Raw genomic sequence first — 19,169 nt, 5'->3', positions numbered from 1 at the left:
GACGTGGGGCAGAATGAGGCCGCAAATTACGCCTTTCCGGCCGCCCTCCTACTCGCCTGCGGCCGTGGACGCGCCCAGCGCTGGGCCGCCGGGCTGCACCGGGCGCTTGTTCTGGATAGGCCGGAAGGGCTGCTCACGCGGCTGCTTTTCGCTGAGGTAGCGCCAGTAGCGCAGCGGCATATGGCGGCGGTGCAGCTTCATATTCTTGCGCTCCGGGATGTTCACGTGGTCGAAATACGACTGCCAGAGCAGCTTGAACAGCGGCTCCCGCTCATCGAGCACCGTGGCCGACACGCTGGTGTTGCGTTGCGGCGCGGCACTTTCAAACTCCACCACGTCGGTGCGCGTGAGGTCGTAGTAGAGGCCGTAGCGGCGGCGCTTGTCGAAGATCAGCCAGCGCTGGTCGGCGTAGCGCTTGGTGAAATGCGGCGCTATCAGCGGCAGCACGTCGAAATCGGGGTCGATAGTGGCGTGAAACAGGCCGTCCTGGGTTTTCTCGAAGCGCACGAAGGCTTCCATGCGGTGCTTCTCGCGGTACATCTGCTGGGCTAGGCGCTGCACGCGGCGCACGTTGTCGTCGGCGTAATGCTCAGAGATGTCGCGGCCGGCGCGCATGGCCAGGTCGGCGTAGCGGAAAAGCAGCAGCTCCCGGTCGGGCTGCTCACTCAAAAACACGTGGAAAAGGCGCGTGCGGGCGTCCTTGTCCATGTAGCGCAGCAGCCCGTCCCAGACGCGGGCGGCGGCTGTTTCGTCGGTGTCCACTTCCACGGGCTGAACGAACAGGCCGCCCTGCACCGCTCCCACCGGCTGAATGCTATTGGGCGCCGCTTTCCGGTCGTAAATCTGGAACAGCACCGACAGCAGGCCCTCAAACGAGCCGTCGTAGGTGTAGTCCAGCGCCGGATTGGTGAGCTGGGGTGCGCCCGGGCGGCGGGCGGCAGCCGGGCCGACGGCCGTGTTACGCGGCTGGTTGAGAGGCGACAGGGAATGACTCATAGCACTACAGACTGGAACACAAAACCACGCCCGCCCACCGCCTTACGCAGCCTCCGACTGCCGGGATTTGGCGGCGGGCCGCACCGAGTCGCGGTGCAGCTGCTGCACCAGCGGCAGCAGATCGGAGAGCTTGCAGCAGCACGCAATGCGGGCCACTTTCTTAGGCTGGGCCAGTTCGGCGGCGGACGGCACGTCGGCGGCCCGATGGGAGATGGTCATGATGCTGATGGGTGAATTGTTGAATGGCTGAATGGTTGGCTGTTTTGCTGGTCTGCTTCACAGCCAGCCATTTAACAATTCAGCCATTCAGCACTTTAAGAAGCTTGGGCAAAGAGGTCGAGTTGCTGGGTGACGAGGGCGGAGCGGACCGAGCCGGCCCCGAACAGAATCTGACGGCGGATGGTCTGCTCGTCGTAGTCGCGGGTGGAAAGGGCCTGGCCGCGGCAGGTCAGGAAGAACTTGGCGCGCTTGAGCACCACGCCGAACTTGTGCAGGTGGTCGAGGCTGAGCGGGCCGAAGCGCCGGGCGGCCACGATGCGCTTGGCTGAGCGTGCACCCACGCCGGGAATGCGCAGAATCATCTCGAAATCAGCCGAGTTGATATCCACCGGAAACACGTGGCGGTTGCGCAGGGCCCAGGCCAGCTTAGGGTCCACTTCCAGGTCGAGGAAGGGGTGCGCCGGGTCCAGGATTTCGTCGGCCTGGAAGCCGTAAAAGCGCATCAGCCAGTCGGACTGGTAGAGGCGGTGCTCCCGGATCAGGGGCGGCTGGGTCACCTGGGGCAGGCGGGCGTCGTCGGTAATCGGGATGTAGCCGGAGTAGTACACGCGCTTCAGGCCGTAGCCTTTGTAGAGCGAGTCACTGAGGTTGATGATCTGCAGGTCGTTTTCCTCGGAAGCGCCCACGATAAGCTGGGTGCTCTGGCCGGCGGTGGCAAACTGCGGCACTTTCTTGAAAAGCGCCTTTTCCTCCTTGTTCTGGGTGATGCCGTCCCGGATCTGGGCCATCGGCGTTAGGATTTCCTCGTAATTTTTTTCAGGCGCCAGGTTCTGCAGCGCCATTTCCGAGGGCAGCTCGATGTTCACGCTCAGGCGGTCGGCGTAGAGGCCGGCCTCCTGGATCAACTCCTCCGAAGCACCCGGAATGGCCTTCACGTGGATGTAGCCATTAAAGCGGTGCTCGGTGCGCAGCTTCTTGATGATGCGAACGAGGCGCTCCATGGTGTAGTCGGGCGAGGAGAAGATGCCGCTGCTCAGAAACAGGCCCTCGATGTAGTTGCGGCGGTAGAAGTTCATGGTCAGGTCCACGACTTCGTCGACGGTGAAGGCGGCACGCTTCACGTTGTTGCTTTTTCTGGACACGCAGTAGGCGCAGTCGAAGATGCAGTGGTTGGTGAGCAGAATCTTCAGTAGACTCACGCAGCGGCCGTCTTCGGTGTAGCTGTGGCAAATGCCCATTCCCTCCGCGTTGCCCAGGCCTTTGTCCACGTTTTTACGCTTGCCGCCGCTGCTGGAGCACGACACGTCATACTTGGCGGCATCTGCCAATATGCTTAGCTTTTCCTGGATACGCTGTTCGTTCATCGGGCAGTTTCGAGGCTTAAAAATAGAATCTTGCGCGCAGATTCGCACTATATACAAAGACTAATTTTATTGGAAATGTTCCGGTAAACTGAAGTATTTGCGCTACGCCGTGGCCCGGGCTTCCGTCCGTAGCCCTACCCGTTGCAGACAGGCCACAAAGGCCCCGCGCGGCATGCAGCCTTCGGGCTCCGGACGGAAGCCCGGGCCACATTACAACTTTCCGAATCCCCCGGGAGGCGCGTATCTTGCACACAGGCGGCCACAGCAGCGCCGCCGGCTGCACGCATGAAAAGTTGGGGGCTTTTTTGGGGGATACTGGCGCTGGCCTGGCTGTGCCTGGCCGGCCCGGCCGTGGCCCAGCAGGCCGCCGTGGCTCCCGTGGACACCACGCGCCGCGCCAATGGCACCCGCCCCGACTCGCTGCGCCGCCGCTTCGACCAGGAGCGCCTGCTCAACGGCCTGCGGGCCTACACCCGTCGCAAAACCATTGCCGGCAAGGCCGCCGCCGCCCTGTTCAACTTCACACCCCGCCGCGAGGACCAGGCCGGCCTCGACGCCGCGCTGCTCGACCGGCAGTACGACCGGCACAACTACAAAATCGTGCGGCAGATCAACATCCGCACGCTCACGGCCTTCGGCTACAGCATCACCGACTCGACACGGACGCCGCGCAACATTCTGGAGAAGACCGGCAACGCGCTGCACATCAAAACCTCGCGCACGCGGGTGCGGCAGGTGCTGCTGTTTCGGGTGGGCGACGAGCTGGAGCCGCAGGACCTGGCCGAGTCGGAGCGCTTGCTGCGCCAGACGCCGGAGCTGCTCGATGCGCGGGTGTTTGTGAACGAGCGCACCAGCACCGCCGACAGCGTGGACGTGGAAATCGTGACCAAGGACGTGTTCAGCCTTAATGGCTCGTGGGAAGTGCGCGACGTGGGCGCGGGCATCATCGGGCTGCGCGACCTGAACTTTATGGGGCTGGGGCACCAGTTCCGCAACTCCTACCAGTACGGCAGCCGCTCGCCGCAGCCCTGGAGCTACGAAGGCAGCTACCAGGTGCCGTTCCGCCACTTCGTAACGGGTGAGGCGCGCTACTACAACGAGTTTGAAAACAAGTACGGCGGCTTCACCATCAGCCGGGGCTTCTATTCCATCAACACCAAGTACGCGGGGGCCCTGTCGGTGTACGCCTACGACCAGGGCGTGGTGCTGCCCTTGCCCGATGGCTCGCCGCAGCAGCCGCCCGAAGGCCAGCCGCCCATCTACACGCCCCGCCGCTACACCACCCAGGATGTGTGGCTGGGTCGCTCCCTGCCCATGCCCTCCTACGACCTGGGCTACGAAAACCCGGCCCGCCTGATTGTGGCGGCCCGCCTGCAGCGCACCAGCTTCTCGGCCCGCCCCACCCCCGAGTACCTGGATGCCCGGGCCATGCTGGCCACCGTGGGCTACAGCGTGCGGCGCTACTACAAAGACAAGTACCTGTTCGGCTTCGGCCGCACCGAGGACATTCCGACGGGTACGTTGCTGAGTGCCACGGTGGGCTACGAGATGAACAGCCAGCAAAACCGCCACTACTACGGCGTGCGCGCCTCCACGGCCAGCTACAGCCCGCGCGGCGGCTACCTGTATCTGAGCGGCGAGTTTGGCTCGTTTGTGCGGCGGCCCTCCAACGACTGGCAGCAGGGCCTCGTGAGCACTGAGCTGCTGTACTTCACGCGGCTCTACCACCGCGGCAACTTCCAGTGGCGGCACTTCCTGTGGAGCCGCAACGCCATCGGCCTCAACCGCCGCCCCGGCGAGCAGCTGCTGGCCATCAACGGCGACCGGGGCCTGCGGGGCTTCTCGCCGGCCACCGACCTGCGCGGCACCAGCCGGGTGGTGCTCAACTACGAAACCACCGTGTTTACGCCCGTTTCGTTTCTGGGCTTTAGGCTGGCCATGCTGGTGTTTGCCGATGCCGCCTGGCTGAACGTGCGCACGCCCAACCGCACCCTACCCTTCCACGACAAGCCCTACACCGGCTTCGGGGCGGGTTTGCGCTTCCGCAACGAGTACCTGCCGATTCGCACGTTTCAGCTGCTGCTGGGCTTCTACCCGCGCGGGCTGGCCACGCCCAACGGCTTCAGCATCTACGAAAGCTCCCGCTCCTACTACGACTTCAGCGACTTCAGCTTCGGCCAGCCCGGCGTGGTGCGCTACGAGTAGGTGGGGCGTGGTTTCGTGTTTAGCCGCTTGTTTTGTGTAGGAACTGCTTTTTGCTGCTCACACTACCGCTTATTTTTTTGCGGCCGTGTACCATGAACGCGGAAAATCCTTATTCTTACCACCAGTTACCGATATTTAGCTTTACCGCTGCCGCCCGCACCTATCCTCTCCCGCGCCGGGCGGCGCTGCGCCCGCCTCACCTGTTACCCCTGTTGCCCTGCGTTTTAGGCTGCCGTTTTGGCGGTCCGTTGCGCCGTGCGTCAGGGGCTTTTTTGTGCCTTTCCTTTTTCTCTGTTGTCATGAAAACCACATCCTCCTTCCTGCTCGTCCTGGCCCTGCCGTTCACGGCCGTCGCCCAAGCCCCCGCCGACACGGCCACCACCTACCGCCACCAACTGGGCCTGACGGCCAGCCCCGTGCTTGATGGCTTCTTCAAAAACAACCGCAGCCTGCCGCTGGGGCTGATATACAAGCGGCAACTGACATCTAATAAGGCCTTGCGTATGCGCCTCGTGGGGCAGTACAGCCGACGCGACACGGCCAACTATGCGCAAGTAAAAGATGGAACTGGTACGTGGGAATGGCAGCTCAACGCCTACGCAGGCTATGAGTGGCAGCGGTCCATCAGCTCCCGCTTCCAGTGGTTCTATGGCTTGGAACTGGGTGGCGGCGTAGGCCGTCGCAACCAGCGGGAAGTAGTGGCTTGGTCTAACGCCAATGGCCCCTATGAATACGATTCTCGCTACACCAGTAAGCGCTGGCAGGTAGAGGCCCGGCCTTTTGCGGGCCTGCAATTCTTCATCACGCCGCGCTGGAGCGTATTGGCCGAAACGGCCGCCCCACTTACCTACCGCCGCCTCAACGACCAGTTGCTCAACACTGGTATGCAGACTTTGCCAGATGGTAGTTACGTGCCTGGCTATGGTACAGCCTTCTATAAAAACACCCACACCACTTTTGCTTGGCGGCCGGTACAGCTTATAGGCACATCCTTCGACTTTTAAACTAGCGGCTTGGGCAGCTTACAAGAAACTTTTGTGCTTCGCTTCGTGAGCATCTCATCTCGGGCACGTCAATTTCCACCGGTCTAGCCGCCAACGGAAGCACCGTGCAGGTCACAGAAGGACGCTTTGATATGCGCCTTGAATGACGCTAACGGCCGCTTACATATCTCACACAGCAAAGGCTTTTTCGTGCCCGCCCCGGCTTTGCGTAGCTTTGCACCTACAGTAGCAATTGAAAATGGCCGATAAAGCTCCCTCGGCTCATTTTTAATTCTTAATTCTCAATTCTTAATTGCCTCCCCATGCTCGCGCTCGGTGATTACAACGACCTGGAAGTGGCCCGCGCCGTCGACTTCGGCCTCTACCTTTCTTCCGACGACGGCGACCTGCTCATCCCGCGCAAATACGTGCCCGAAGGCACCGAAATCGGCGACGTGCTGCGCGTGTTCGTCTACCGCGACTCCGAGGACCGGCTGATTGCCACCACGCTGGAGCCGCTGGCCACCGTGGGCCAGTTTGCGGCCCTGACCGTGCGCGACGTGACGCCCAACGGCGCTTTCCTGGAATGGGGCCTGGAAAAAGACCTATTCCTGCCCTACCGCAACCAGCGCCACGACCTGCGCGTCGGCCAGCGCGAAACCGTGTTCGTGTACCTCGACGAAACCACCGACCGGATTGTGGCCTCGGCCAAATGGGAGTGGTTCCTCAGCGACCAGCCCTACCCCGGCAAAGTCGGCGACACGGCCGAGCTGTTTGTGGCCGCCGAAACCGATATGGGCTTCAAGGTCATCGTGGATGGCACCCACCAGGGCCTGCTCTACCACAATGAGGTGTTCAAGCCCCTGCGCCTCGGCGACGTGCACACCGGCTACGTGCGCACCATCCGCCCCGACGGCAAGCTCGACCTCAGCCTCCAGCGCCCCGGCTACGACGAAGCCCTGGCCGCCGCCGACACCCTGCTGGAAGCCCTCCGCAAAGCCCCCGCCGGCCTGCTCCCGCTCGGCGACAAAAGTGAGCCCGACGACATCTACCGCCGCCTGGGCATGAGCAAGAAAGTGTTCAAAAAGGCCCTCGGCACGCTCTACAAGCGCGGCCAGGTGCAGCTCCAGCCCGAAAGCACCCAGCTGCTGCCCGGCAAATAGCCCGGGAGTAGCCGCTAGGTCTTTTCATCGAAACGAAAATCAGTCCAAGATGAGGCTGGGAACAGGCAGGCCCCCGCAGGTCCCGCCCGCTCCCGGCCTCCTTTTTTTCGGTTTCAGCTGCCGGGCCGCAAATCCTGCGTCATTTCACTCTGATATAATTATACCAACAAGTAATACCCTAATAGCAATTTCCCGGCCTGGTAGCGGCGCTCCGGGTGAATAGGAATTGCCTGATAACGACCACCAGCCGGCAGCTGGCCGCCACTCCCAGACAACCCCTGGCCGCTGGCCGTCGTCTTACGTACTGGCGCGGCCCCGGAAGCGGGCCGGCCGGTGTTGTCTTTTCCTCTCCTCATGCAGAAAACCGCCCTTATTGCCGGAGCCAGCGGCCTGATCGGCAGCCAACTGCTGCCGCTGCTGCTGGCCTCCGACCGCTACGCCAAAGTCATTGCGGTGGGGCGGCGGCCGCTGCCCATCGTGCACCCCAAGCTGGAGCAGCGCCTCCTCGATTTCGACCACCTGGAAGAGCACCGCTTCGCGTTGATTGCCGACGACGTATACTGCTGCCTGGGCACCACCATGCGCCAGGCCGGCTCGAAAAAGGCGTTTTACACCGTCGATTATCTGTACGTGGTGAAGCTGGCGGCCCTCACGGCCGGCAACTTCGCCGCCCAGCTGCTGGTGGTATCGGCCATGGGCGCCGATGAGAAGTCGCGGGTGTACTACAACCGCGTGAAGGGCGAAATGGAACAGGCCGTGCGCCAGACGCCGTTTCGGGCGGTGCACCTGTTCCGGCCCTCGCTGCTGCTGGGCGAGCGGAGCGAGCAGCGCACCGGCGAGCGGCTGGGGGCCGTGTTGCTGCGCGTGCTGCGGCCGGTGCTGCGCGGCCCGCTCCGCCGCTACCGTGCCATAGATGCCGCCGCCGTAGCCCGCGCCATGCTGCGCGCCGCTGAGCAGAACGGCACCGGCATCCAGGTGCATCCCTCCGACGCCATCGAGGCGCTGGGCCGGGCCGCCGGGTAGCATTCCGGGCCATGCCGGCCCGAGGCGGACATGGGCCAAGCGTTAGGCTGTTACCTGCTTTATGTTGATTGTCGTGAGCGGCGCAGAAATGATTTGTACTTTTGCCGGAACATCACCTTAGTACATTTTCATTTTTCACGTATGAAGCGTTTGTCTTTTAGTGTGTTGCTGGTGCTGCTGGCCGGGGTTCTGAACCTGGCGGCGGCGCAAAGCAAGAAAAGTAGCGGCGGCGGCAGCGGCTACCAGAACGGCTTGGGTTTGCGCGCCGGCGGCTATTCGTCGGGCGCGACGTTCAAGCACTTCATCAGCGGCAAAAACAACGTGGCGCTGGAAGCGCTGCTCACCACTGAGTACCGCGCCAAAGGTGCCCGCCTCACAGTGCTCCTGGAAAAGCACCTGCAGGTAGCCGACCTCAAAGGCCTGCAGTTCTACTACGGTGCCGGCGCCCACGCCGGGGCCTACAAAGGCCGCTACTATTACGTGGAGCGCCTGTACTACTACAACAAAGGCAAGTACCGCGGCGACTATTACGTGTACGTCAATGATGACCGCAGCTACGTGGTGTTCGGAGCCGACCTAATTCTGGGCCTGGAGTATAAGATGCCCGACCTGCCCTTCGTGGTCGGCGTCGACTATAAACCCTACTTCGAGGTGTTCGACGGCTACACCGGCCTCTACAACGACGCGGCCGTAAGCCTGCGCTTCACGTTCTAGGCAGTCACGCCGGCTGATACGCCGGTAGCCAGCCCACAAAAAACGCCCGCTCATCAGCTGATGAGCGGGCGTTTTTTTATGAGCAAAGCCGCTAGTAGCGGATATGGCCCCGGTACGGCCGGGCGTGGTAGTAGCGCGGAGCGGGCCGCACTATTACGGGGCGAGGGCGCACAATCACGGGGGCGGGGCGCACCACCACCCGCGCCGGGCGGTAGTAAGGCCGGGGCGCAACCCGGTAGTAGGAGTCGTAGTAGGGACGCGGCGGGCCGGCCACCACGGCCGGGGCGGAGGCCACGCAGCTGGTAAGCAGGCTGCCAACCGCCAGCAAAATCAACAACGCAGGAATTCTCAGAAGCTTTTTCATAAGAGGTCAATACCAGCCGTTTAGCGGCGTGGCTTCTTTATAGACGCAAAACGTGGTGTCAGGTTTAATGCCATACCTCCTAAAAGTCGGCGGCGACTACCGGCGCCAGGGGCAGTGCTTGTCGTAGAGTAGGAAGCCCGCCGTGAGCAGCGCTTGCCCGGAACGCTGCCGGAAGGCATAGGTCTGACCCTGAAAATCAAATGCGCGCGAGTAGGGCGTCAGGCTCCGCTCGTAGCGGGCATTCAGGTCGAAGCGGCCGAGCTGCCAGCCCAGGCCCAGCTGGCCCAGCGCCTGGTAGCGCACGGCACTACCGTAGATAGCCGACTGCAGTGCTTCAATTTCCGTGGCCGAACCTCTGTTTTCGCGGCGGTAGCGAGCCAGCACCGGCCCGGCCACCAGATACAGCCGGCGCCCCAGATGCAGGCCGGCCAGCGCCGCCACTTCCACGCGCCGCAGCCGGGGATAGAGGTACAGCACGTTGCCGAACGGCGCATCCGGTACCGACAGCCAGCTGATGCTGGACTGGTTACCCAGCACCGAGGTATAGGCTACTTCCGGCTGCACAAACAGGCGTTTCTCGCCCATTCCGAAGCGCGCAAACACGCTGTAGCGGTTGCCAGTATCGTCAAGCCGGGAGTTGTCGTCGTTGGTGTGGAACGTGTACTTCCCCAGCTGAATCTGGGTGGGCTCCGCCTGGGTCTGGCTGATATTGAAGCTGGCGCTTACGCCAATGGCTTCGAGGTGCTGGGCCTGGCCCGTGAGTGGCAGCGCACTGAGGCCAAGGGCAAGAATAGAGTAAATAGATTTCATATGGGAAGCCGGTAAAAGAAGGATAAAAGCTGATAAGTAATCTGAGGCTGCTCAGCGGCCCAACGCCAGCCCGATGCGTAGGTTGAGCACCAGGCCGATGTTTATTCCCGGCACCACCTCGCGGCCGCGGTCCGGCGTCAGGGCCATGGGCAGAGCCATGTTGAAATCGACGAAGCCATAGCGGCCCAAACGGCGCTGCAGTCCATACACGGCCGCCAGACTCAGGCGCACGGCCTGGCCGGAACGGGCGAAATCGTAGAAAGGCGTTTCGTCGGAGTGCCGGCCGAAGCCACTGCCCAAAGCCAGCGACAGGTAGTTGGCGGAGAAGTTGCTGGCGCTTTTGCCCTTGCGGATGCGCTTGTTGAGGTTGTAGTAGTAGCGGCCGGCTACCTGCGAGCGAACAGCGAAGCCGCGGCGCAAAGCGCTGGTTTCGGCGTCGCGGTAGCGCAATAAATCGGGGCTCACCTCCCCCAGCACCGACCAGGCCGGGCTCAGCTTGTGCTCGTAGGCCAGATGCACGCCCACGCGGGAAAACAACAGCGAATCGGAGCCATCGGCGCGGCCCAGGTAAGCGGCGGCGAAGTTGTTGAGGCCCAGTTTCCAAAGGCACTGCTCCTCGATCTGCAGCCGGGTGAGCCGACGGTACTGCTGGCCTAGCCCGCTACCCTCAGTGGCAGGCACAGTGGGCACCACCGACAGGGCGACTGTCTCCTCACTGTAGCTGACTCGCGAAGAGTCCGGCGCCGTCTGGGCCAGCACGGCAGCGGGCAGCAACGCCAGCAGTAGCGTGTGGCGCAAAAACCGGCGTATGGAGTTGGTTCGCATATCGCAGAAGTAGAAAAGCTAATGCTTGATGATCAGCGGCACCACGTGCAGGGTGATGGGCGCGTATGACGTGAGCACCCGGATGAGCGGAGCCCCGTCGGGCGTGATCAGGCGCAACGACTGCTGGCCGGGGGTTTTGCGCACGGCATCGGCGTAGGAGGAGGGCACTATCAGCGTGCTGTGGGCGGTGCTCAGGTTGTAGCTGAACTGCTCGGGCTGCAGCACGTCCAGCTTCACTTCGGTGCGCTGGGCATCAATGAAGATGCTTTTCACGTAGGAGCCGGGCTGCAGCAGCACGCTGCCGTAGCGGTTGCGGATGGTGTAGCTGCCACTGGCCGCCGTGAGCCGCAGCGCCGACTTATCGGCCTCGCACACGAACGTCAGGTTGAGGTTGGCGGCGTTCAGGTCGGCGTAGCGGGCGGTGGCCGAAAGGCTGCCGCGCAGGTCCTGCAGCGTAATCTGGCCAAAGTCCTGCTCCAGCGTCTGCTTGCCGGTGAGGCCCGTGAAGGAAGTCTGGCCGTAGGCATTCACCACCTGCAGCGGGTTGCCGGCCGGCATCTGCACCGTGTACTCGGCCCGCAGGTCGCTGCGCACGGCCGCGGCCCCCGGCGCCTGGGCAAAGTAGTTGACCAGATCAATCACACTGCCGCTTTTTTCTATCTGGTAGCGGGCTACGGGCAGCTCCTGTTCAGCAATTTCCCGCTCGGGGTGCCGCGCTATCAGCCGGAGCACCACCCGCACGGTGGGCTTGTCCCAGCCCTGCACCCGCACGGCGGCTTTCTCGGCCCGCACCCGCACCAGCGTACCTTCCGGGCACGGCAGGGTTTGCTCGAGGGTGCGCGTCACCACCTGTACTTTGGTTTGGGCCGGCGCGGCCACCGCCCCCAGCATCAGCAGTAGGCTGGTGGCCAGGGTGGGCCAGAGACGGAGGTTTTGAGGGTGTATGTTCATGAGATAAGCAGTTGAACCAGCTCCCGCGTAACGGTGGCCTTGAGGGTGGTAATCCGAACCTGGTGTTGCAGCAGCTCCGGCGTGGCCCCAAACCGCTGCACGTCGCGCCGCAGGCCCTGCTCCTGGGTTTCCAGCTCCGAAAGCTGCGTGCGTAGCTGCCGGAACTCGTCGGACTGGCACACGGTGGGCAGGGAGGTGCAATGCGCATCGATAAAGCTGATGCCCTGCTCGCCCAGCGGATCGAAGGTGGCCGGGGCGGCGGGGCTGGCCGCCGGGGCCGGTACCACTTCCTCGCTGTAGGCAATGGTTTCGCGCGGGGCGGTAGTGGCGGCAGGCGGAGTGGCCGTCTGGGCCACTCCCACGGCCGGGTGCGGGGCGGGTTGCAGCCACCACGCGCCCACCAGCACCAGCACGGCGGCGGCGGCTCCGGCCACCAGTCGCCACGTAGCGGCCGGCCAGAGGTGGCGCACCGGCGCAGCCGGCGGCACAGGCAGCAAGTCGGCGGTGGTAGCAGTGGTGTCGGCAGGCGCGTCGAGGCGGCTGGCAATGGCCTGCCACAGGTCGTCGTCGGGCTCGTGGGTGGGCAGCCGGGGTAGGGCGCGGGCCACGGCGTCGTCGGCCGTCAGCTGGGTTTGCAGGCGGGCCCAGGTGTCGGGCGCGGGCTCATGGGTGGGCAACTGGTGCAGGGCCCGCCGCAGATGCTGCCGCCCGGGTTCGGGGGTTTCGGGGGTCTGGCTCATGCGTGGTATAAGTAATGCAGTTTCACTTGCAGCAGCTTCTTGGCGTGGTAGAGCTGCGACTTGCTGGTTCCTTCCGTGATGCCCAGCAGCTCGGCTACTTCGCGGTGCTGGTAGCCTTCCACTTCCACTAGGCAGAACACGGCCCGGTAGCCGGCCGGCAGCTCGCTGATGGCCTTGTCCAGGGCCTCGCCGGTGAGGCTGTCGTGCCAGCCCACCATCGGCTCGGGGTGGCGCTGGTCGTCGTAGATTTCCATGCGCTGCTCCCGGCGCAGCACCCGCAACGCCCGGCGCACCATGATGGCCTTGATCCAGGCGCCCAGCGTCGACTGCTGCCGGAAGGAGCCCAGGTGCCGGAACACATCCACAAACCCTTCCTGCAGCGCGTCCTGGGCCAGTTCCCGGTCGTTGCCGAGCATACGCATGGCGCACGAGAACATGGCCGACTTGTAGCGCTGATAGAGCTGGTGCTGGGCCGTGCGGTCCTGGGCCAGGCAGCCGGCCAGCAGCAAGGTTTCGTCGGAGGGGTCGGGAGAGAGAGGCAGCGCAGTCACTGTCGTCGCGGAAGGTGGAGTTGGCAGAAAGGGCCGGCGGCCTGCGCAATGGTTGGTTAGCAACTAAAATAATTCTGTACCAGCAGTATCCCAGCGGCGGCGGCATGCAAAAGCGCCTGCCCTTCCGATGGAAAGGCAGGCGCAGACCGGCAGCCGGGAGGCTAGGCTATTTCTTGGCCGTATACTCCTGGTTGAGGTATTTGAGCACCGGCTGGGTGATGTCGAGGTCTTTGCGGCCGTAGGCCAGCGAGCCGCTCAGGATCAGGCGGTAGCCGTTGGCTTTGCCGTATTTTTCGATCTGCTTGTTCACGCGCTCCAGCACGGCCTGGGTCATTTTGGCTTCTTCTTCCTGGGCCTGCTGCTGCAGCTTCTGCTGGCTGAGGCCAACCTGCTGCTGCTGAGCGCCCAGCTTCTGCTCGGTGGCGGCACGCTGCTCGGGGCTCATGCTCTCACCCTGCTTCTGGTACTGCTGCACCGCCGACTGAAAGTTCTGCACCATGGTCTGGTTCTGGGCTTCCCAGCGCTTGGCTTTGGCCTCGAAGGCCTTGCGGGCGTCCTGCATGCCCTTGTAGCCGTCGAGCAGCTTGCCCGATTCCACGTAGGCCACCTTGTTGGTGTCGGCGAGGGCCACGGCGGGGTCTTCGGCGGCCACGGTGGTTTCGGTGGTGGCGCCCGTCGAGTCGGTGGTTTGCACCACTACGGGCGCTTTGCGGGCTGCCGTGGCAGACGGCTTGTTGGAGAAATGCAGGTAGAACAGCACCGCCACCGCAACAACCAGGACGGCATTGATGGCTAGTTGAAGAGAGTTTTTCATTCGAACAATAAGGAGAGAAGTCGACAACCACCCGGCACGGGCAATCTGCGTCCCAAAGAAACGAAGGTCTGCCGATACTATTGATGCCCGGCCCCTCAGGTTGCGGACAGCAGCAGGCTGGAACTTCAGTTGGCCCGGCGCGTGGCGTGGCCGCGTTGGGCTACGGACTGAAGTCCGGGCCACGGTTACGGGGCTTCGGGCTCGTCGTCGTCGTGGTCTTCGGGCTCGTGTTCGAGGGGCTTCATGGGCTTTTCCTCGTAGGGCGGGGCCAGGTCGATGCGGCTGGGGGCGGCATCGAGGCGGCCGACGTGCACCAGCGCGTCGCCCTGGTTGACGACGGGCATGTGGTTGAGGCCGATGATGTAGCCCGCTACCGGCGCCTCCAGGCGCACGGCGTGCTCGCCGTAGGGGTCGGCCACGGAGCCGTAAATCTGGCCCTTCTCGATGTAGTCGCCGTTGCGGACGTGGCTGCGGAACAGGCCCGCAAACTTGGCCCGCAGCCACGTATGGCGCAAGCACACGATGGCCGGGTGCTCGGGCCGCGAAGCATCGGCCACCATGCCCAGATAGTGCAGCACCCGAAACGTGCCCGCAATGGCCAGGTCAATGCCCGACTCGTCGAGGCGCAAGGACTCGCCGGTTTCGTACACGATGATGCGCTTGCCGAGCTGCATGGCCGTTTCGCGCAGCGAGCCGGCCCGCAGCGCCGAGTGCAGCGTGAAGGGCGCGGCAAACGCGGCGGCAATGGCGTCGGTTTCGGGGTCTTCGTGCAACAGGCACCGGATCTGGGGCATGTTGGAACGCGCCGCGCCGCCCGTGTGGAAATCGATGCCGTAGTCAATCAGGGGCATGATTTCGCGCATGAAGCGGTGCGCCACGCGGCTGGCCAGCGAGCCGCGCGGGTTGCCGGGGAAGCTGCGGTTCACGTCCTTGCCATCGGGCACATCGCGCGAGAAGTTCAGGAACCCGTAGATGTTGAGGATGGGAATGGCAATGATGGTGCCCCGCAGCGGGTGCAGCAAGTCGCGCCGGATCAGGCGCCGGATGATTTCGATGCCGTTCACCTCGTCGCCGTGCATGCCGGCCATCAGCAGCACCGTGGGGCCGGGCACCGTGGATCGGAACACGTGCACCGGAATGTCGATGACCGTTCCTGAGGGCAGCCGCGAAATCACCAGCCGCGTCAGGACCCGCTCACCGGGCAGGATGGTGAGGCCGTTGAGGCAGATGGCGGCTGGGTTGGAGGCTGGGGTCAAGGGCAGGTCAGAAACAGAAATACAGGCGCACTGCTTGCGCCAGACGCCACCCCGGCTTCAGCCACAACCCGGCCGGAGCGCCAATCAGGTATGGCGAAGGAAGATAAGAAACTGCCGCGTCACTTCTGAAAACTTGGGAAGCAGCGCCGTGGTGCTACGACTTTTTTGTCGTAGTACCACTATGATTGCTGATGGCTGCACGTCTCGTTCAACGATAGTGGTACTACGACAAAAAAAGTCGTAGCACCACTCCGGCGGCGGGCTACTGCGGCGTATCGGGCTGGCTGTCGGGCTGGGCCACGGCTGCCTTGGGCACAGCTTTGGCTTTCTTCTTCTGCGCTATTTCCGCGGTGTACTCGATTATTTTGCCGGCAATATCGAGGCCGGTGGCCTTCTCGATGCCTTCCAGACCCGGCGACGAATTCACTTCCAACACCAAAGGTCCACGCTTGCTTTGCAGCATATCCACGCCCGCAATGCCCAGGCCTAGCGACTTGGCGGCCAGCAGGGCGGCGGCTTTTTCGGCGCGGCTCAGCTTCACGAGCGTGCCCGAGCCGCCCCGATGCAGGTTGGAGCGGAACTCGCCATCTTTGCCCTGGCGCTTCATGGCCCCAACTACCTCGCCGTTCACCACAAAGGCCCGCAGGTCGGCGCCCTTGCTTTCGGCAATGAATTCCTGCACGATGATGCGGGCCTTGAGGTTGTGGAAGGCCTCAATCACCGACTGCGCGGCCTTGGCCGACTCAGCCAGCACTACGCCCAGGCCCTGGGTGCCTTCCAGCAGCTTGATGATGACCGGCGCGCCGCCTACCTGCTCAATCATGGCCGGCACTTCGTCGGAGTAGTTGGTGAAGGCGGTTTTGGGCATGCCCACGCCGGCGCGGGCCAGAATCTGCATGGAGCGGAGCTTATCGCGGCTGCGCACTATGGCCTGGCTTTCCACGGCCGTGCGCACTTTCATCATCTCAAACTGCCGCACCACGGCGCAGCCATAAAACGTGACCGAAGCCCCAATGCGCGGAATGATGGCGTCGAAGCCTTCCAGCTTCTGGCCATGATAGATGATACCGGGCTTGCCCTTTTCAAGTACCAGGTTGCAGTGCAGATGGTCCAGCACCACGGCTTCGTGGCCCCGCGCGACGGCGGCCTCCACGAGACGCGTGGTGGAGTATAGCTTCGGCTCACGCGACAGAATCGCCAGTTTCATCAGTCAAAAAAATAGAGTGGAGTGGAGCAGAAGCTTCGGAAGAGGAGGCGCCGCACAGCTCAGGACGGCGACGATTGCGCGGCCTGCTGGGCGCGGTAGGATACATTGCGCCGCGTCACATCGACCACAAAGCGGCCGTGGCGTAGCAGCAAACGGCCCAACAGCACGGGATACTTCATATCGGACCGGTCGGACAACGAGAATTCGGTGTCGAAATCCTCGCCAAATATCCGCATAACTGCCCGGATAACGTAGCGTTCCTGCACGTCGCCGTTGGAGCTTTTGATGTCGCGCAGACTGAAGTCGGTGAATTCCATGGGCGTACCGTCGAAATTCGGGTGCGACGGGTCCAGCAATTGCACGTGCAGGCACTGGCGGCCGTCGGGCCGGGTAGCCAGATGAATGTTGGAGCAGTGGATGGCACTGGTGTAAGCGCCGGTGTCCACCTTGGCCTCCACGCCCCACAGCTGAAACTGCGGAAAATCCACCAGCTCGCGCCGGCCCACTACCCGCTTTGGTACACGCAGCTTTTTCATGGCTTTAAATGTACTACCAACATTCAATAGCCCGTCATGCAGAGCGGAACGAAGCATCGCGCCAGCGTAGTAATTTTACCACACTGACGAGATGCTTCGCTCCGCTCTGCATGATGGGCTATTACAATCACCCTTTGTAGCTGATGCGGTACACGGCGTCGTTCTGGTCGTCGCTGACGAGTAGGGAGCCGTCGGGCAGCACCAGTAGGCACACGGGGCGGCCCCAGGCTTTCTGGCCCTGCAGCCAGCCTTCGGCGAAGGTTTCGTAGCCGGTGGCCTGCTTGCCGCTGGCATCCAGCTTCACCATTGTGATGCGGTAGCCGAGCTTGCTGGTGCGGTTCCAGGAGCCGTGCTCCGGAATCAGGATTTGGTTGCGGTATTGCGCCGGGAACTGCTTGCCGGTGTAGAACTTCATGCCCAGCGCCGCCACGTGCGGCCCCAGCTTGCGGGCGGGTTTCTGGTAGGTGTCGGCGGAGCGGCCTTTGCTGAGCTGCGGGTCGGGCACGTCGCCGGCGAAGAAGTAGGGGAAACCGAAGTGCAGGCCGGCGCTGGCGGCGCGGTTCAGCTCGTCGGCGGGCAGGTTGTCGCCGAGCATGTCGCGGCCGTTGTCCGTAAACCAAAGGGCTTTGTCCTGGGGGCTCCAGTCGAACCCGACCGTGTTGCGCACACCCTGGGCAAACACTTCCAGGCCGCTGCCATCAGGGTTGAGGCGGTTGATGGTGCCGTAGATGGGCTCCTCGGGCAGGCAGGAGTTGCAGGGCGCGCCCACCGGCACGTACAGCTTGCCATCGGGCCCGAAGGCAATGTAGCGGTAGCCGTGCCAGTCCTTGTTGGGCAGCTGGCCATACACCACGGCCGGCTTGGGCTTCTGCCGGAGCGTGCCCGCAATGTTGTCGTAGCGCAGAATCCGGTTGATTTCGGCCACGTAGAGGGCGCCGTTGCGCACAGCCACGCCGTTGGGGGCGTTCAGACCAGTGGCGATGGTCACTACCTCATCGGCGCGGCCGTCTTTGTTGCGGTCGGGCAAGGCGTACACTTTGTCGTCCTTGGTGCCCACGTACACGGTGCCATCGGGGCCCACGGCCAGCTCCCGGGCGCTTTTCACGCCCTGGGCAAAGTAGCTGATGGTGAAGCCGGCCGGGAGCTTGATCTTGCTCAGGTTGGCATCGGCGGCGGCCGGGGCCACTGGGCGGCCGGGCGCGGAAGCCGCCAGCACCAGCGGGGCAAGCAGCAGCATGGAGAGAAGGGGGCGCGTTGTCATATACTGCCTACAACCCCCAGCCCGCCGCGAAGGTTGCCTAGTAGAGTACCTGAGCAATTGAGCAACTGAGTATATGTGCACTCAGCGTGTCTACTCAGCTACTCAATTACTCTACAACCGGCCTTCGCGCTGCCGGCGCACCAGCTTCTCGTACTCGCGCTCTGAAAGCTGGGCTTTGCCGAAGCCGCCGTATACGCCCAGGCCGTTCATGAACACGCCAAATCCCCAGAACACGGTGGGCCATACCGGCCATGGAATACCGCGGTGGTCGTGGTGCTCGGTCACGGCCCAGATGGACCAGAGCAGCAGGTTCACAACGACGTAAGTGAGCAGGTGCGACTTGAATTTGGCGCGGTCTTTTGCGATGCGCCACAGTTGGGGGTCACGGTCGGTGGTTTCCATGGAAAAGTGTTTTTTTGGCTGGATGATGCTCAAACGTACCGGTTCTCTTCAATATACAAAATCGAATATTGCCCAGGCGGTATCAGCGCCAGCTGAAGCGTCGGAAACCGGCCCTGAGCTGTTAGCTTGCCACGCAGCCATACCGGCCGCATCTGCCTACCATCCTATGCCCCATTCCTCCTCCCCTGCCGCCGACTGGCGCGCCACTGCCCACCGCTTCGGCCGCCTCCTGCTCTACCGCGGCGACATCACCCGGCTCGACACCGCGGCCATCGTGAATGCCGCCAACTCCAGCCTTCTTGGCGGCGGGGGCGTCGATGGGGCTATTCACCGAGCTGCCGGCCCCGCCCTGCTGGACGCGTGCCGGCAGCTGCGGGCCGGCCACTACGGCAAAGGCTTGGCCACCGGCGAGGCGGTAATCACTACGGGCGGCCAGCTACCGGCGCCGTATGTCATCCACACGGTGGGGCCCGTCTGGAACGGCGGCCACAAGCAGCAGCCGCAGCAGCTGGCCAGCTGCTACCGCAACAGCCTGCAGCTGGCCGCCGACCGGCAGCTGGCCAGCGTGGCGTTTCCGGGTATCAGCACGGGCATCTACGGCTACCCCAAGCCGGCGGCGGCAGCCATTGCCGTGCGGGAGGCGCGGGAATTTCTGGCGCAGCACCCGTGGCCGCAGGAAGTGGTGTTTGTGGTATTCGACCAGGAAAGCGAGCAGCTCTATCAGCAGGCACTTCAACTGCCTGCCAACTAGGCACTAAGAGGTGATTTGGTGGCAGGAATTGTGT

21 protein-coding genes are annotated in these 19,169 nt (G+C 63.3%); 6 read left to right on the top strand and 15 right to left on the bottom strand.

From position 1 onward, the window contains the following. Positions 1 to 48: 48 nt before the first annotated feature. From O9Z63_RS00970 to O9Z63_RS00960, 3 genes are all read right to left on the bottom strand, one after another. Positions 49 to 996: a TIGR03915 family putative DNA repair protein gene (locus tag O9Z63_RS00970; RefSeq protein WP_270127382.1), complete on the bottom strand. Its 948-nt coding sequence runs from the start codon at positions 994 to 996 to the stop codon at positions 49 to 51. A gap of 42 nt (positions 997 to 1,038) precedes the next feature. After that, positions 1,039 to 1,215, bottom strand: a complete 177-nt coding sequence (locus O9Z63_RS00965) for a hypothetical protein (RefSeq protein ID WP_270127381.1) — start codon at positions 1,213 to 1,215, stop codon at positions 1,039 to 1,041. Between the two features lie 95 nt (positions 1,216 to 1,310). Next, positions 1,311 to 2,579 (bottom strand): putative DNA modification/repair radical SAM protein, encoded by a 1,269-nt coding sequence (locus O9Z63_RS00960; RefSeq protein WP_270127380.1) that lies wholly within the window; start codon positions 2,577 to 2,579, stop codon positions 1,311 to 1,313. Between the two features lie 285 nt (positions 2,580 to 2,864). Here O9Z63_RS00960 and O9Z63_RS00955 point away from each other — a divergent pair, with 285 nt between their 5' ends. The 5 genes from O9Z63_RS00955 to O9Z63_RS00935 all read left to right on the top strand — a co-directional run bounded on the left by O9Z63_RS00955 (position 2,865) and on the right by O9Z63_RS00935 (position 8,667). Next, a complete protein-coding gene (locus tag O9Z63_RS00955; protein WP_270127379.1) occupies positions 2,865 to 4,784 on the top strand; it encodes a BamA/TamA family outer membrane protein in 1,920 nt (639 codons plus the stop codon). A 299-nt stretch (positions 4,785 to 5,083) separates the two neighbouring features. Continuing rightward, a complete protein-coding gene (locus O9Z63_RS00950) occupies positions 5,084 to 5,788 on the top strand; it encodes a hypothetical protein (RefSeq protein WP_270127378.1) in 705 nt (234 codons plus the stop codon). Between the two features lie 302 nt (positions 5,789 to 6,090). Continuing rightward, positions 6,091 to 6,930, top strand: coding sequence for a CvfB family protein (locus O9Z63_RS00945; RefSeq protein ID WP_270127377.1), 840 nt, complete (start codon positions 6,091 to 6,093; stop codon positions 6,928 to 6,930). A gap of 354 nt (positions 6,931 to 7,284) precedes the next feature. Continuing rightward, the gene (locus O9Z63_RS00940; RefSeq protein WP_270127376.1) at positions 7,285 to 7,953 is read left to right on the top strand and encodes a Rossmann-fold NAD(P)-binding domain-containing protein; all 669 of its coding nucleotides are present in this window, start codon (positions 7,285 to 7,287) and stop codon (positions 7,951 to 7,953) included. A 141-nt stretch (positions 7,954 to 8,094) separates the two neighbouring features. Continuing rightward, the gene (locus tag O9Z63_RS00935; protein ID WP_270127375.1) at positions 8,095 to 8,667 is read left to right on the top strand and encodes a hypothetical protein; all 573 of its coding nucleotides are present in this window, start codon (positions 8,095 to 8,097) and stop codon (positions 8,665 to 8,667) included. Positions 8,668 to 8,758: 91 nt separating this feature from the next. Here the strand turns inward: O9Z63_RS00935 and O9Z63_RS00930 are convergent, their stop codons facing one another. The 12 genes from O9Z63_RS00930 to O9Z63_RS00875 all read right to left on the bottom strand — a co-directional run bounded on the left by O9Z63_RS00930 (position 8,759) and on the right by O9Z63_RS00875 (position 18,384). Further along, positions 8,759 to 9,031 carry a hypothetical protein gene (locus O9Z63_RS00930; protein ID WP_270127374.1) on the bottom strand — a complete coding sequence of 91 codons (273 nt, stop codon included), beginning with the start codon at positions 9,029 to 9,031 and terminating at the stop codon, positions 8,759 to 8,761. Positions 9,032 to 9,127: 96 nt separating this feature from the next. After that, positions 9,128 to 9,841, bottom strand: coding sequence for a porin family protein (locus O9Z63_RS00925; protein WP_270127373.1), 714 nt, complete (start codon positions 9,839 to 9,841; stop codon positions 9,128 to 9,130). Between the two features lie 51 nt (positions 9,842 to 9,892). Further along, positions 9,893 to 10,666, bottom strand: coding sequence for a hypothetical protein (locus O9Z63_RS00920; protein ID WP_270127372.1), 774 nt, complete (start codon positions 10,664 to 10,666; stop codon positions 9,893 to 9,895). Positions 10,667 to 10,684: 18 nt separating this feature from the next. Then, a complete protein-coding gene (locus O9Z63_RS00915; protein WP_270127371.1) occupies positions 10,685 to 11,617 on the bottom strand; it encodes a hypothetical protein in 933 nt (310 codons plus the stop codon). Continuing rightward, on the bottom strand, positions 11,614 to 12,357 hold the full coding sequence (locus O9Z63_RS00910; protein WP_270127370.1) for a hypothetical protein: 744 nt from the start codon (positions 12,355 to 12,357) through the stop codon (positions 11,614 to 11,616). The genes O9Z63_RS00915 and O9Z63_RS00910 overlap by 4 nt, the downstream gene beginning before the upstream one ends. Further along, entirely contained in the window at positions 12,354 to 12,908 is a 555-nt protein-coding gene (locus O9Z63_RS00905; protein ID WP_270127369.1) for an RNA polymerase sigma factor, read from the bottom strand. Before O9Z63_RS00905 ends, O9Z63_RS00910 begins: the two co-directional genes overlap by 4 nt. Positions 12,909 to 13,074: 166 nt before the next feature. Next, positions 13,075 to 13,722 carry an OmpH family outer membrane protein gene (locus O9Z63_RS00900; RefSeq protein ID WP_270127368.1) on the bottom strand — a complete coding sequence of 216 codons (648 nt, stop codon included), beginning with the start codon at positions 13,720 to 13,722 and terminating at the stop codon, positions 13,075 to 13,077. 185 nt (positions 13,723 to 13,907) lie between these two features. Further along, a complete protein-coding gene (locus tag O9Z63_RS00895; RefSeq protein WP_270127367.1) occupies positions 13,908 to 14,978 on the bottom strand; it encodes a succinylglutamate desuccinylase/aspartoacylase family protein in 1,071 nt (356 codons plus the stop codon). 262 nt (positions 14,979 to 15,240) lie between these two features. Beyond that, positions 15,241 to 16,185, bottom strand: a complete 945-nt coding sequence (gene rimK, locus O9Z63_RS00890; protein ID WP_270127366.1) for a 30S ribosomal protein S6--L-glutamate ligase — start codon at positions 16,183 to 16,185, stop codon at positions 15,241 to 15,243. Between the two features lie 59 nt (positions 16,186 to 16,244). Beyond that, positions 16,245 to 16,721, bottom strand: coding sequence for an ATP-dependent zinc protease family protein (locus tag O9Z63_RS00885; RefSeq protein ID WP_044014113.1), 477 nt, complete (start codon positions 16,719 to 16,721; stop codon positions 16,245 to 16,247). Between the two features lie 127 nt (positions 16,722 to 16,848). Beyond that, positions 16,849 to 17,958, bottom strand: coding sequence for a PQQ-dependent sugar dehydrogenase (locus O9Z63_RS00880; RefSeq protein WP_270127364.1), 1,110 nt, complete (start codon positions 17,956 to 17,958; stop codon positions 16,849 to 16,851). 135 nt (positions 17,959 to 18,093) lie between these two features. Then, positions 18,094 to 18,384: a 2TM domain-containing protein gene (locus O9Z63_RS00875; RefSeq protein WP_270127363.1), complete on the bottom strand. Its 291-nt coding sequence runs from the start codon at positions 18,382 to 18,384 to the stop codon at positions 18,094 to 18,096. Positions 18,385 to 18,550: 166 nt separating this feature from the next. On the opposite strand from O9Z63_RS00875, the gene O9Z63_RS00870 reads away from it, so the two are divergent. Further along, positions 18,551 to 19,135, top strand: a complete 585-nt coding sequence (locus O9Z63_RS00870; RefSeq protein ID WP_270127362.1) for an O-acetyl-ADP-ribose deacetylase — start codon at positions 18,551 to 18,553, stop codon at positions 19,133 to 19,135. Positions 19,136 to 19,169 lie beyond the last annotated feature (34 nt).

The sequence above is a fragment of the Hymenobacter yonginensis genome, assembly GCF_027625995.1.
Classification (GTDB): Bacteria; Bacteroidota; Bacteroidia; order Cytophagales; family Hymenobacteraceae; genus Hymenobacter; species Hymenobacter yonginensis.
The sequence above is the reverse complement of the archived record's forward strand: the minus strand, read 5'-3'. Positions and strand labels throughout refer to the sequence as shown.

Bases quoted from the DNA above. Each gene is read 5' to 3' on its own strand.
- O9Z63_RS00970 (WP_270127382.1), bottom strand. From the start codon at position 996: ATGAGTCATTCCCTGTCGCCTCTCAACCAGCCGCGTAACACGGCCGTC.
- O9Z63_RS00965 (WP_270127381.1), bottom strand. From the start codon at position 1,215: ATGACCATCTCCCATCGGGCCGCCGACGTGCCGTCCGCCGCCGAACTG.
- O9Z63_RS00960 (WP_270127380.1), bottom strand. From the start codon at position 2,579: ATGAACGAACAGCGTATCCAGGAAAAGCTAAGCATATTGGCAGATGCC.
- O9Z63_RS00955 (WP_270127379.1), top strand. From the start codon at position 2,865: ATGAAAAGTTGGGGGCTTTTTTGGGGGATACTGGCGCTGGCCTGGCTG.
- O9Z63_RS00950 (WP_270127378.1), top strand. From the start codon at position 5,084: ATGAAAACCACATCCTCCTTCCTGCTCGTCCTGGCCCTGCCGTTCACG.
- O9Z63_RS00945 (WP_270127377.1), top strand. From the start codon at position 6,091: ATGCTCGCGCTCGGTGATTACAACGACCTGGAAGTGGCCCGCGCCGTC.
- O9Z63_RS00940 (WP_270127376.1), top strand. From the start codon at position 7,285: ATGCAGAAAACCGCCCTTATTGCCGGAGCCAGCGGCCTGATCGGCAGC.
- O9Z63_RS00935 (WP_270127375.1), top strand. From the start codon at position 8,095: ATGAAGCGTTTGTCTTTTAGTGTGTTGCTGGTGCTGCTGGCCGGGGTT.
- O9Z63_RS00930 (WP_270127374.1), bottom strand. From the start codon at position 9,031: ATGAAAAAGCTTCTGAGAATTCCTGCGTTGTTGATTTTGCTGGCGGTT.
- O9Z63_RS00925 (WP_270127373.1), bottom strand. From the start codon at position 9,841: ATGAAATCTATTTACTCTATTCTTGCCCTTGGCCTCAGTGCGCTGCCA.
- O9Z63_RS00920 (WP_270127372.1), bottom strand. From the start codon at position 10,666: ATGCGAACCAACTCCATACGCCGGTTTTTGCGCCACACGCTACTGCTG.
- O9Z63_RS00915 (WP_270127371.1), bottom strand. From the start codon at position 11,617: ATGAACATACACCCTCAAAACCTCCGTCTCTGGCCCACCCTGGCCACC.
- O9Z63_RS00910 (WP_270127370.1), bottom strand. From the start codon at position 12,357: ATGAGCCAGACCCCCGAAACCCCCGAACCCGGGCGGCAGCATCTGCGG.
- O9Z63_RS00900 (WP_270127368.1), bottom strand. From the start codon at position 13,722: ATGAAAAACTCTCTTCAACTAGCCATCAATGCCGTCCTGGTTGTTGCG.
- rimK (WP_270127366.1), bottom strand. From the start codon at position 16,185: ATGAAACTGGCGATTCTGTCGCGTGAGCCGAAGCTATACTCCACCACG.
- O9Z63_RS00885 (WP_044014113.1), bottom strand. From the start codon at position 16,721: ATGAAAAAGCTGCGTGTACCAAAGCGGGTAGTGGGCCGGCGCGAGCTG.
- O9Z63_RS00880 (WP_270127364.1), bottom strand. From the start codon at position 17,958: ATGCTGCTGCTTGCCCCGCTGGTGCTGGCGGCTTCCGCGCCCGGCCGC.
- O9Z63_RS00875 (WP_270127363.1), bottom strand. From the start codon at position 18,384: ATGGAAACCACCGACCGTGACCCCCAACTGTGGCGCATCGCAAAAGAC.
- O9Z63_RS00870 (WP_270127362.1), top strand. From the start codon at position 18,551: ATGCCCCATTCCTCCTCCCCTGCCGCCGACTGGCGCGCCACTGCCCAC.